Origin of the sequence: Streptococcus sp. 1055, from assembly GCF_013276815.1 — a bacterium.
GTDB classification, from domain to species: Bacteria; Bacillota; Bacilli; order Lactobacillales; family Streptococcaceae; genus Streptococcus; species Streptococcus pseudopneumoniae.
The window spans coordinates 1-12,997 of record NZ_VMLT01000146.1 but is presented as its reverse complement, the minus strand read 5'-3'; the positions used below and the strand labels follow the sequence as shown (position 1 = coordinate 12,997).

Sequence of the window (12,997 nt, the reverse complement as noted above, 5' to 3'; positions counted from 1 at the left end):
TTGTAGATGAAACTGACGAAGTCAGTAACCATACCTAAGGTAAGGCGACGCTGACGTGGTTTGAAGAGTATTAGCGCTAATTTTTAGAGTCTTCACTTGATTTTTAAAGACTAGCAAACTTTTCTGCTGATTTTCATGAAGAGCCTGCGCTTTTATGGTAAAATAGTAACAGAATAAAAGAGGAGAGAAACAATGAAACGTAGTATGTATGCTGGTCGTGTTCGTGAGGAACACATCGGACAAGAAATAACCTTGAAAGGATGGGTTGGCCGTCGTCGTGACCTTGGTGGTTTGATCTTTATCGACCTTCGTGACCGTGAAGGAATCATGCAGTTGGTTATCAACCCTGAAAAAGTATCTGCTGAGGTCATGGCAACAGCTGAAAGCCTTCGTAGCGAATTTGTTATCGAGGTGACTGGACAGGTCGCTGCGCGTGAGCAAGCCAATGATAAGTTGCCAACTGGTGCAGTTGAGTTGAACGTGACAGCTCTGACAGTGCTTAATACAGCTAAGACAACCCCATTTGAGATTAAGGATGGCATTGAGGCCAATGACGATACACGTTTGCGTTACCGTTACCTTGACCTTCGTCGCCCAGAAATGTTGGAAAATCTCAAACTTCGTGCTAAGGTGACCCACTCTATCCGCAACTACTTGGATGAGTTGGAGTTTATCGACGTGGAGACACCATTCCTTTCTAAGTCAACGCCTGAAGGGGCGCGTGATTATTTAGTGCCGTCTCGTGTTAATAAGGGGCATTTTTACGCTCTTCCTCAAAGTCCACAAATCACGAAACAGCTCTTGATGAATGCTGGTTTTGACCGTTACTACCAAATCGTTAAATGTTTCCGTGACGAGGACTTGCGTGGAGACCGCCAGCCTGAATTTACTCAGGTCGACTTGGAAACGTCCTTCCTTACTGAGCAAGAAATTCAAGATATCACAGAAGGCTTGATTGCGCGTGTGATGAAAGAGACTAAAGGCATCGAAGTGACGCTTCCATTCCCTCGTATGAAATACGATGACGCTATGGCTCTTTACGGTTCTGACAAGCCAGATACTCGTTTTGACATGTTGCTTCAGGACTTGACAGAAGTGGTCAAAGGTGTAGACTTTAAAGTCTTTTCAGAAGCACCTGCTGTAAAAGCCATTGTGGTCAAAGGAGCTGCGGACAACTATTCACGTAAAGACATCGACAAGATGACGGAAGTAGCCAAGCAGTACGGTGCCAAAGGTCTTGCTTGGGTCAAGGTAGTTGATGGAGAATTAAATGGACCAGTTGCTAAGTTCTTGACTGGTATCCAAGAAGAATTGACAAGAGCGCTTGCTCTTGAAGATAAGGACTTGGTTCTCTTTGTGGCAGATACTCTTGAGGTAGCTAATGCAACGCTTGGTGCCCTTCGTGGACGCATTGCCAAAGAGCTTGGTTTGATTGATAATGATAAGTTCAATTTCCTTTGGGTGGTTGACTGGCCGATGTTTGAATGGTCTGAAGAAGAAGGCCGCTACATGAGCGCCCACCATCCATTTACCCTTCCACAGGAAGAAACAGCTCACGAATTAGAAGGTGAGTTGGCTAAAGTTCGTGCCATTGCTTACGATATCGTTTTGAACGGTTATGAGCTTGGTGGTGGTAGCCTCCGTATCAACCAAAAAGACCTTCAAGAACGCATGTTCAAGGCTCTTGGTTTCTCAACTGAAGAAGCCAATGACCAGTTTGGCTTCCTTCTTGAAGCCATGGACTATGGTTTCCCACCACACGGTGGTTTGGCTATCGGGCTTGACCGTTTTGTCATGTTGCTTGCTGGAGAAGAAAATATTCGTGAAGTCATTGCCTTTCCTAAGAACAACAAGGCAACGGACCCAATGACACAAGCTCCTTCAACAGTCGCTCTCAAACAACTAGAGGAACTCAGCTTACAAGTAGAAGAAGATGAAACAAGCAAAACGAATTAAGCGGTGGCGCTATTATCTGCGCCGCTTTGCTTATCAGATAAAAATTTTACGTGTCTTACAAAGCATCTCTCGCGAAAAATATGATGAGAAGATTTCGGCCTCTCTGGTCTATGGTTTTTTATCAGCAGTAGCAGTTAATTTCTTTTTTCAACCAGGGCATGTATATTCGAGTGGTTCGACAGGTATGGCACAGATTATCTCTGCCTTGAGTAATCACTGGTTTGGTTTTCATATTCCGATTTCGCTAACCTTCTACGCCATTAACTTCCCTTTGATGGTCTTAGCTTGGTATCAGATTGGCCATAAGTTTACTGTCTTTACCTTTATCACGGTGTCCATGAGTTCCTTCTTTATCCAGTTTGTCCCTGTGGCAACCTTGACGGAGGATCCCATTATCAATGCCCTTTTTGGGGGTGTTGTTATGGGTTTGGGGATTGGTTTTGCTCTTCGAAATAATATCTCCAGTGGTGGAACGGATATCGTCAGTCTGACCATTCGTAAGAAAACGGGTAAGAATGTCGGCAGTATTTCTTTCTTAGTAAATGGGACCATCATGCTGATAGCAGGTTTGACCTTTGGTTGGAAATACGCTCTCTACTCTATGATTACCATCTTTGTCTCTAGCCGTGTGACAGATGCAGTCTTTACCAAGCAAAAACGTATGCAGGCCATGATTGTGACCAATCATCCAGACAAGGTAATTGAAAAAATCCATAAAAAATTGCACCGCGGAGCAACCATGATCCACGATGCAGAAGGAACCTATAATCACGAGAGAAAGGCAGTTTTAATCACTGTCATTACACGTGCAGAGTTTAATGAATTTAAACAGATTATGACACAAGTGGATCCAAGCGCCTTTGTCTCTGTCTCGGAAAATGTTCATATTCTAGGAAGATTTGTTGAGATAGATAATTAGTGACCAAAAAACCAGCGTGAGCTGGTTTTTATTTTTCTATAATTTTATGGGCAATCAACTGGCGGTAACAAATTTGTTTATTGCTTTTAGCATCGTTGATAATCTGAAGAATCGTTTCAAATGATGTTTGACCAAGTTCTAGGCTATTGATATCGACATAGGCTGCCAAGTTGAGTTTGGGATTAACCGAGTCAAAGCTGAGAACAGGGACATTCAGCTGGTGTTTGGCAATATAGTTACAAACACCTTCAGCTAGGAGGCTATCGGTTGTGATGATAGCATCAATTTGTGGATCGTGCTTGAATAATCGCTTGCTAAATTTATAGCCCTTTTCTTCCAGAAACTCGTCGGCAAAGTAGATGCGATTGTTGTCAGTGGTCAGTTTGTAATGCTTAAGCGCCTGTTCATAGCCTGTTAAACGGTCTTTGGTCACGAAGAGCTTTTTACTTCCTCCGATAAAGGCAATGCGTTTGCAGCCTTTTTTGATGAAATATTCAGTCGCATCAAAACCAGCTTGAACATTGTCGTTGTCGACAAGTGGGATGAAAGGAGATAGAGATTTACCTAAGATAAGGAAGGGGAACTGTTCTTCTGCTACGAGTTTGACGAGGGGATCTTCTTCTTGGGCATAGAGAAAGATTAGCCCATCTACACGCTTGCCGTAGACCATTTGTGAAATAGCGTTGAGACGCTCCTTTTCATCTTTTCCTGTTGCTATCTGAATGGCATAGTGGTTTTCAGATGCGACTTGAGAGATGCCACGTAGAACCGATGGAAAGAAAGGATTCTGGTAGAAGGCGTCTGAGTCATCAGGAAGAACTAATCCAATAACCTGAGTATAGCTGCTTACCAAGCTACGAGCGTTGAGGTTTGGGTGGTAGTTGAGTTCCTTCATAGCTTTGCGAACGCGTTTTTTTGTTTCGTCGCTAATGGTTGATTTATTTTGAATAACACGGGTTACGGTTGAAGGTGAAACACCAGCAGCCTTGGCCACGTCTTTAATCGTAACGGGCATAAAAATCTCCTATTTATGGTAATCTGGATCACGGAAATGTGTTTTATAAAAGATAGTGACCAGATACAGAACAAAAAGAATGTTTTGTATAGTGATGAGGTTTGACATATTTTGGCCAAACAATCCCAAAATAAGCGTAATCAGAGTTGGCAATCCTAAACAGTTCAAGATAAAATGGTAGCACTCTTTAAAGGTTTTAAATGAAAAGAGGCGTGATTTCTTAGTGATATAAAGGAGAAGACTAGCTCCTAGAGAGACGATAAAGAAATTCAAACCAAAGAGGAAGCTGGCACCGAGAACTAGGAAGAGACTGATATAGACACGATTCTGTTGGTACCAGTCTTTAGAAATTGCTTGGGTTAAGCTGTCTTTGCTTTTGAAACTCTCAGTCTCAATCGCTCGGTAAGAGATTCGGGTCAGTTCCTTATTTTCCTTGCTGATGACCAGTTCTTTTGTGTCGAAATGCAGTTGCAAGTCCTTCGGGAACTCCTTACTTGGGCTTGGACCAATCACAACAGAAGGCGCTTGACTAGCTGTTCCTGTATAAGTTAAGTTGCCATCGACAATTGTAGCATGTTCAGAGAGATCCTGGACAACCTTATCTGTCAATGGTTCATAGACATTATCGATAAAGGTTTCTAGCGGATAAGTCTCCTGTGAGCTGTTTTGAATGGCAATGGGTACCATCGACAAGCTGATAAGGAAGATACTGGTAAAGAGTAGTTGAAACCAGTTGAGCCCGAAACGTTTGGACAGGGGCTTACGAAATCCCCAAATACTTGAAAAATAGGAAAATGGATATGGAAGCATAGGTATCTTTCTAAAAGGTGTTTTCTATATGAGTATTATTATATAGAGAAATTCGCTTTATTTCAAGTCTAGGAGAAAAATTGCTTGTTGTAAGGATAGTACTTACAGTAACAATTGCTAATACTCAATGAAAATCAAAGTGCAAACTAGGAAGCTAGCTGCAGGTTGCTCAAAACAGTGTTTTGAGGTTGCAGATGGAAGCTGACGTGGTTTGAAGAGATTTTCGAAGAGTATAAAATGAAAAAGGGTGGCGGGGATAAATTATCCCTTGTCGCCACCACTTGTAAGTCCTGAAACAAAGTTCTTTTGTAGGAAGAAGAAGAGAATACAGATTGGAAGGGCGATGAGGATAGCACCTGCTGAGAAGTAGGCAATCTTCATGTTTTTCGCATTGTTAACGAAGGTTTGGAGACCCACGGCAACAGTAAAGTATTCTTTCTCACGAAGCAAGAAACTAGAGAGGATGTAGTCCCCGAAAGGTCCCATGAAGGCCCAGAGAGCTTGTACGGCAACCATTGGGCGAACAAGTGGAAGAACAATTTGCCAGAAGCGGCGGAAGTGTCCTGCACCGTCTAGTTTTGCAGATTCGTCTAAAGACATTGGCACTGTATCGAAGTAGCCTTTCATGAGCCAAGTATTCATCGGGATACCACCACCAACGTAGAGGAAGATGAGGAACCAGCTGTGGTTAAGGGCGTTCAACATAAGCGCCATAACGAAGAAGGCTGTCAAAGCGGCCATAGTTGGCACCATTTGGATGATCAAGAAGAAGACCAAACTTTGTTTACGAGCCAAGAAGTTGTAACGGCTGTAGGCATAACCAGCAAGTACGATGATACTTGTTTGAACAGCCATGGTAATCAAGGCAATGATCAAGGTGTTGAGGTACCAAGTACCGTACAAGGTTTCAGTGAAGAGGCCTTGGAAGTTAGCAAAACTAAAGTCGACGTTGCTGTCTAGTTTAAAGGCTACTACGTTACCAGTCTTGAAGGCTGACATAATGGTAATCAAAAGTGGATAGATAATGACAATTGATAGACCAATCAGGTAAAGGTATGTAAGGCTTTGAGTCAGTCTACGTTTGAGTTTAATTGAGTTATTCATCTTAGACGTCCTCCATATCAAATGCGTGTAGTTTCTTGAATGCGATCATAGAGATTGAGATGACAATGATAGAGATAATCAAGGTGACAGCTGCCGCCATTGAGTATTGAGGAGATGTACCTGTTGTCAAACGGTAAATCCATGAAATCAAGATATCGGTTGAACCAGCTCCACCACCGACACTACCAGGTCCTCCAGCGTTGAAGAGGTACATGATAGAGAAGTTGTTAAAGTTGAAGGTGTATTGGCTAATCAAAGTAGGTGCCGCAACAGCTAAGATCATTGGGAAAGTGATGTTGCGGAATTTTTGCCAAGCATTGGCACCGTCAATATAAGCTGCTTCGTAAAGGTCGTTAGGAATAGATTGCAAGATACCCAAGGTCAGAACGTAGATGTATGGGAATCCAAGCCAACCTTGCATCATAATCAAGGCAATCTTAGTCCAAGTTGGGTCTGTTTTCCAGGGAATAAGAGCGCCATCAAGGAAAGGAAGGAATTTAGCCAAGATTGGCAATACTTGGGTGTTGATAGCTCCGACACTATCGTTAAACATGTTTGAGAATGTCAAGATAGTGATGAAGGCTGGGACAGCCCAAGGAAGAAGGAAAATAACACCAAAGATACGTTTTCCTTTGATAAATGGTTGGTTAGCAATGATAGCTGTGAAGATACCGATTACGATTTGTAAAGTAGAAGCTGCCAAAGCCCAGATGATAGTCCAAGAAAGAACAGCACCAAAGGCAGAACGGAAGGTACTCAAACTCCAGATATTACTAAAGTTTGTTAAACCAACCCAGTCCAACAATTTGTTTGGTGGTAAGTGTTGGAAGTCATAGTTAGTAAAGGCGATCATCAAGGTTACGATAACTGGGAAGATAATCGCGAAGGTCATGGCAACATAAGATGGAATAATCAAGAGATAAGGGAAACCATTTTCATAAATCCCTTTGATCATGTCTTTGAGGGTACGTGGAACTGGAATTCCATTGTTAATGCGTTTTGCAATCGTATATGCATCTTTGATATTTGAGAAATAAAAGAGTACATAAACGACTACAAAGATTAAATGGAAGGCACCACGAATCAGCATAAAGAGGGAATTATCACGACCGGGCTTGTCACCAAGAGTGATGAGATTGCTCAATTCAGGTGCTGCAAGTGCTAGGAAGTAAAGGACAAATACGATGGTTACACCAAGGAAGATAAAACCTTTGGCTTTTTGTTTATTGTAAATCTGTCCTAACCCAGGAATGATAGACAGCAGGGCTGCTTTACTAGGTTGTTGCTTTTCCATAATAACTCCTTTCATAGGATACTACTTTTTTTATAAGAAAGCTAAATTATTTGTGTCTCTATTGATAAATTCAAAGGGGGATTTGAATTCCACCCCCCTTGAACAAATTTTTTATTCACCAAATTTTTGTTTGATTGTTTCTTTGATCAATGTTACAGCGTCGTTAGCAGCTGTTTTAGCATCTTTTTGACCACTTACAGTATCAAAGAGCATGTTAGCAGCTGGTTCCCAAACTGCAGACATTTGAGAGATGTTTGGAATTGGTTGAGCGTTCTTGAATTGTTTGATAACAGCTGTTGTCAACTCATCGTTTTTACCTTCAGCGTATGAACGAGCTTCAGTATTAGCTGGGATTTCGTTAGTTGCATCGTAGAAAGCTTTTTGTTGTTCAGTTGAAACAAGGAAGTCTACAAATTTCTGTGCGCCTTCAAGGTTCTTAGTACTTGAAGGAATGATCCAAGCTTTACCACCACCGAATGCAGCATATTCTTTTCCATTTGGAAGAGTTGGGATAGTCGCAACACCGTAGTTTACTTTAGCATCTTTGAGGGCTTGAGCTTTCCAAGGTCCATCAATGATAGCAGCTGTTTTACCTTCTTGGAATTGAGTTTGGATTAGGTTTCCAGCAGCTGTACCATCTTGCATACCTTTAGGCCATTTTTCGTACCAAGATTTAGCGTAGTTGATACCTGCGATAGAACCGTCGTTGGCAAGACCGATGTCTTTAGGGTCTTTACCGTTTTGTCCAAATACGTAAGCGCCGTTACCAGCAAGAAGTCCGTATGCATAGTAGAAGTTTGTCCAGTCAGCTAGGAAGGCAGAAGTTTTTCCATCTTCTCCAGCGAAGGCATATTTGCTATCTTTAGCAAGGTTTTCCAAGTCAGCAAATGTTTTGGGAGCGTCTTTTACCAAGTCTTTGTTGTAGTACATAACAAGTGACTCGATAACGGCAGGAGCACCGTAAACTTTACCGTCAGCAGCGGTTACAAGAGATTTAGTTGTATCTTCTGTTTTAGCACCATCGCTCAATTTCACTTCTGAAAGTTGTCCGTCAGAACCAAGGCTACCCACACGGTCGTATGGAGCCATCATAACGTCAGCAGCTTGACCAGATTGGTTGTCAAGAGAAAGTTTGTCAAGTCCACCAAGTTGGTCACCAGATTTGATGTTAACTGTTGTGCCTGATTGCTCTTTATAAGCTTTAGCAACTGTTTCAGCATAAGCTTTGTATTGGTCCTCAACGTAAAGAGTGATTTCTTTCGCTTCAGATGAACCAGACTCAGCAGGCTTATCAGCAGTTTTGCTTCCGCAAGCTACCAAGAGCAAGCTAGCAAGTGTAGCAGTTCCAAGCACCGCAGCGCTCTTCATGAATTTAGATGACATAGTGTATTCCTCCTAAAGAATAACAAGTTTTATTGATAAGGAAACGCAAACGTTTTCCTTTATGACCTTAGTATAGCACAAATAGAAAACGGTTGCAAGTGTTTTTGACAAAAATTTTAAAAAATTTTTAAGCTTGATTTGATAGCATGATTTTGCTTTTTAATAGAAGAAAAGTGTGAAATAGATAAGAATACAGTATTTTTAATAAAAAATAGATGTAATCTATCTAAAGAAGGAAATCAGGAGGGGCTACCTCCCTGTTTCTAATTCCTATCTATTTTCTATGGACCTTTGTGCCCCTTGCATCTAAATTCAAGTTTTCTAGAGGAGGATTTGCACTTTGTAGACTGTCCCATGAGACTCAAACTTTAGGATTAGATGGTTTTAATACTCTTCGAAAATCAAATTCAAACCGCGTCAACGTCGCCTTGCCGTACTCAAGTACAGCCTGCGGCTAGTTTCCTAGTTTGCTCTTTGATTTTCATTGAGTATAAGTTATCTTTGCTAAAATGGGTTAGTCTCCTTAAAAATAATCAAAAAAGTTTTTTAAAAACGCTTGCAATTATGCTTGAAAAGGAGTATACTTATAAGTAGCGCAAACGTTTGCGTCTGCAAAAATACGCAACGTTCCATTATTTTAACACACGAGGTGCTATTATGAAAAAACGTCAAAGTGGTGTGTTGATGCACATCTCTTCTCTTCCAGGAGCTTACGGAATCGGATCATTTGGTCAAAGTGCTTACGATTTCGTTGATTTCTTGGTTCGCACAAAACAACGTTACTGGCAAATCCTTCCATTAGGAACAACTAGTTACGGGGATTCTCCTTACCAATCTTTCTCAGCTTTCGCAGGAAACACTCATTTTATCGATTTAGATATCTTGGTGGAGCAAGGTTTGTTGGAAGCAAGTGACCTTGAAGGAGTTGACTTTGGTAGCGATGCGTCTGAAGTTGATTATGCTAAAATCTACTATGCACGTCGTCCTCTTTTAGAAAAAGCGGTGAAACGTTTCTTTGAAGTCGGAGATGTTAAAGATTTTGAGAAATTTGCTCAAGACAACCAATCATGGCTTGAGCTCTTTGCTGAGTATATGGCTATCAAAGAGCATTTTGACAATCTTGCTTGGACTGAATGGCCAGATGCAGACGCTCGTGCTCGTAAAGCTTCAGTACTTGAAAGCTATCGTGAGCAATTGGCAGACAAGTTGGTTTACCACCGTGTGACTCAATACTTCTTCTTCCAACAATGGTTAAAATTGAAAGCATATGCTAACGACAATCACATCGAAATCGTTGGAGACATGCCAATCTACGTAGCGGAAGATTCAAGCGATATGTGGGCAAATCCACATCTCTTCAAGACAGATGTCAACGGTAAGGCTACTTGCATCGCAGGATGCCCACCAGATGAATTTTCTGCAACTGGTCAGCTTTGGGGTAACCCAATCTATGACTGGGAAGCAATGGACAAAGACGGCTACAAATGGTGGATTGAACGCTTGCGTGAAAGCTTCAAAATCTACGATATCGTTCGTATCGACCACTTCCGTGGTTTCGAATCTTACTGGGAAATCCCTGCTGGTTCCGATACAGCAGCACCTGGTGAGTGGGTGAAAGGTCCAGGATACAAGCTTTTTGCAGCCGTTAAGGAAGAACTTGGTGAGTTAAACATCATCGCAGAAGACCTTGGTTTCATGACTGATGAAGTGATCGAATTGCGTGAACGTACTGGCTTCCCAGGAATGAAGATTCTTCAATTTGCCTTCAACCCAGAAGACGAAAGCATCGATAGCCCACACTTGGCACCTGCTAACTCAGTTATGTACACAGGAACACACGATAACAATACGGTCCTTGGTTGGTACCGTAACGAGATCGATGATGCAACTCGTGAATACATGGCTCGTTACACGAACCGTAAAGAATACGAAACAGTGCCACATGCTATGCTTCGTACAGTCTTTTCATCAGTTAGCTTCATGGCAATTGCAACTATGCAAGATTTGCTAGAATTGGATGAGACAGCTCGTATGAACTTCCCATCTACCCTTGGTGGAAACTGGTCTTGGCGTATGACTGAAGAACAATTGACACCAGCTGTCGAGGAAGGTTTGCTTGACTTAACAACAATCTATCGCCGAATAAATGAAAATTTGGTAGAATTAAAGAAATAATACAATATCAGGAGACATCTTAAACATGTTATCACTACAAGAATTTGTACAAAATCGTTACAATAAAACCATTGCAGAATGTAGCAATGAAGAGCTTTACCTTGCCCTTCTTAACTACAGCAAGCTTGCAAGTAGCCAAAAACCAGTTAACACTGGTAAGAAAAAAGTTTACTACATCTCAGCTGAGTTCTTGATTGGTAAACTCTTGTCAAACAACTTGATTAACCTTGGTCTTTACGACGATGTCAAAAAAGAACTTGCTGCTGCAGGTAAAGACTTGATCGAAGTTGAAGAAGTTGAATTGGAACCATCTCTTGGTAATGGTGGTTTGGGACGTTTGGCTGCCTGCTTTATCGACTCAATTGCGACTCTTGGTTTGAATGGTGACGGTGTTGGTCTGAACTACCACTTTGGTCTTTTCCAACAAGTTCTTAAAAACAACCAACAAGAAACAATTCCAAACGCATGGTTGACAGAGCAAAACTGGTTGGTTCGCTCAAGCCGTAGCTACCAAGTACCATTTGCAGACTTTACTTTGACATCAACTCTTTATGATATTGATGTTCCTGGTTACAAGACAGAAACGAAGAACCGCTTGCGTTTGTTTGACTTGGATTCAGTTGATTCTTCTATTATTAAAGACGGTATCAGCTTTGACAAGACAGATATCGCTCGCAACTTGACGCTCTTCCTTTACCCAGATGATAGTGACCGTCAAGGTGAATTGCTCCGTATCTTCCAACAATACTTCATGGTTTCAAACGGTGCGCAATTGATCATCGACGAAGCAATCGAAAAAGGAAGCAACTTGCATGACCTTGCTGACTACGCAGTTGTCCAAATCAACGATACTCACCCATCAATGGTGATTCCTGAATTGATCCGTCTTTTGACTGCACGTGGTATCGAGCTTGACGAAGCAATCTCAATCGTTCGTAGCATGACTGCCTACACTAACCACACAATCCTTGCTGAAGCCCTTGAAAAATGGCCTCTTGAATTCTTGCAAGAAGTGGTTCCTCACTTGGTACCAATCATCGAAGAATTGGACCGTCGTGTGAAGGCAGAGTACAAAGATCCAGCTGTTCAAATTATCGATGAGAGCGGACGTGTTCACATGGCTCACATGGATATCCACTACGGATACAGCGTTAACGGGGTTGCAGCACTTCACACTGAAATCTTGAAAAATTCTGAGTTGAAAGCCTTCTACGACCTTTACCCAGAAAAATTCAACAACAAAACCAACGGTATCACTTTCCGTCGTTGGCTCATGCATGCTAACCCAAGATTGTCTCACTACTTGGATGAGATTCTTGGAGATGGTTGGCACCATGAAGCAGATGAGCTTGAAAAACTTTTGTCTTATGAAGACAAAGCAGCTGTCAAAGAAAAATTGGAAAGCATCAAGGCTCACAACAAACGTAAATTGGCTCGTCACTTGAAAGAACACCAAGGTGTGGAAATCAATCCAAACTCTATCTTTGATATCCAAATCAAACGTCTTCACGAGTACAAACGCCAACAAATGAACGCTTTGTACGTAATCCACAAATACCTTGACATCAAAGCTGGTAACATCCCTGCTCGCCCAATTACAATCTTCTTTGGTGGTAAAGCAGCTCCAGCCTACACAATCGCTCAAGACATCATCCACTTGATCCTTTGCATGTCAGAAGTGATTGCTAACGATCCAGCAGTAGCTCCACACTTGCAAGTAGTTATGGTTGAAAACTACAACGTTACTGCAGCAAGCTTCCTTATCCCAGCATGTGACATCTCAGAACAAATCTCACTTGCTTCTAAAGAAGCTTCAGGTACTGGTAACATGAAATTCATGTTGAACGGAGCTTTGACTCTTGGTACTATGGACGGAGCTAACGTGGAAATCGCTGAGTTGGTTGGTGATGAAAACATCTACATCTTTGGTGAAGATTCAGAAACTGTTATCGACCTTTACGCAAAAGCAGCTTACAAATCAAGTGAATTCTACGCTCGTAAAGCTATCAAACCATTGGTTGACTTCATCGTTAGTGATGCAGTTCTTGCAGCTGGAAACAAAGAGCGCTTGGAACGTCTTTACAATGAATTGATCAACAAAGACTGGTTCATGACTCTTCTTGATTTGGAAGACTACATCAAAGTCAAAGAGCAAATGCTTGCTGACTACGAAGACCGTGACGCATGGTTGGATAAAGTCATCGTTAACATTTCTAAAGCAGGATTCTTCTCATCTGACCGTACAATCGCTCAGTATAATGAAGACATCTGGCACTTGAACTAATACTCTTCGAAAATCTCTTCAAACCACGTCAGCTTTATCTGCAACCTCAAAGCGGTG

The 12,997-nt window shown here is 41.8% G+C and carries 9 protein-coding genes; 4 read left to right on the top strand and 5 right to left on the bottom strand.

What is annotated here, in order from left to right; genetic code table 11:
- The first annotated feature begins 192 nt into the window (after positions 1-192).
- Entirely contained in the window at positions 193-1,956 is a 1,764-nt protein-coding gene (gene aspS / locus HT699_RS10885) for an aspartate--tRNA ligase (protein WP_166731545.1), read from the top strand.
- On the top strand, positions 1,934-2,875 hold the full coding sequence (locus tag HT699_RS10880) for a YitT family protein (protein ID WP_138701924.1): 942 nt from the start codon (positions 1,934-1,936) through the stop codon (positions 2,873-2,875). The genes aspS and HT699_RS10880 overlap by 23 nt, the downstream gene beginning before the upstream one ends.
- 28 nt (positions 2,876-2,903) lie before the next feature.
- Here the strand turns inward: HT699_RS10880 and HT699_RS10875 are convergent, their stop codons facing one another.
- The 5 genes from HT699_RS10875 to HT699_RS10855 form a co-directional block, all read right to left on the bottom strand.
- The gene (locus HT699_RS10875) at positions 2,904-3,890 is read right to left on the bottom strand and encodes a LacI family DNA-binding transcriptional regulator (protein ID WP_023939941.1); all 987 of its coding nucleotides are present in this window, start codon (positions 3,888-3,890) and stop codon (positions 2,904-2,906) included.
- Between the two features lie 9 nt (positions 3,891-3,899).
- Positions 3,900-4,700, bottom strand: coding sequence for a DUF1189 domain-containing protein (locus HT699_RS10870; protein WP_172934363.1), 801 nt, complete (start codon positions 4,698-4,700; stop codon positions 3,900-3,902).
- A 261-nt stretch (positions 4,701-4,961) separates the two neighbouring features.
- Positions 4,962-5,804 carry a sugar ABC transporter permease gene (locus HT699_RS10865; RefSeq protein WP_001065638.1) on the bottom strand — a complete coding sequence of 281 codons (843 nt, stop codon included), beginning with the start codon at positions 5,802-5,804 and terminating at the stop codon, positions 4,962-4,964.
- A 1-nt stretch (position 5,805) separates the two neighbouring features.
- Positions 5,806-7,098: a sugar ABC transporter permease gene (locus HT699_RS10860; protein WP_166730672.1), complete on the bottom strand. Its 1,293-nt coding sequence runs from the start codon at positions 7,096-7,098 to the stop codon at positions 5,806-5,808.
- Between the two features lie 111 nt (positions 7,099-7,209).
- Complete coding sequence (locus HT699_RS10855; protein WP_000095469.1) at positions 7,210-8,481, bottom strand: extracellular solute-binding protein; 1,272 nt, start codon at positions 8,479-8,481, stop codon at positions 7,210-7,212.
- Between the two features lie 609 nt (positions 8,482-9,090).
- On the opposite strand from HT699_RS10855, the gene malQ reads away from it, so the two are divergent.
- Both malQ and glgP read left to right on the top strand, forming a co-directional pair.
- Entirely contained in the window at positions 9,091-10,656 is a 1,566-nt protein-coding gene (gene malQ / locus HT699_RS10850) for a 4-alpha-glucanotransferase (RefSeq protein WP_310732869.1), read from the top strand.
- Positions 10,657-10,681: 25 nt separating this feature from the next.
- A complete protein-coding gene (glgP, locus tag HT699_RS10845; protein WP_000950148.1) occupies positions 10,682-12,940 on the top strand; it encodes a glycogen/starch/alpha-glucan family phosphorylase in 2,259 nt (752 codons plus the stop codon).
- Positions 12,941-12,997 lie beyond the last annotated feature (57 nt).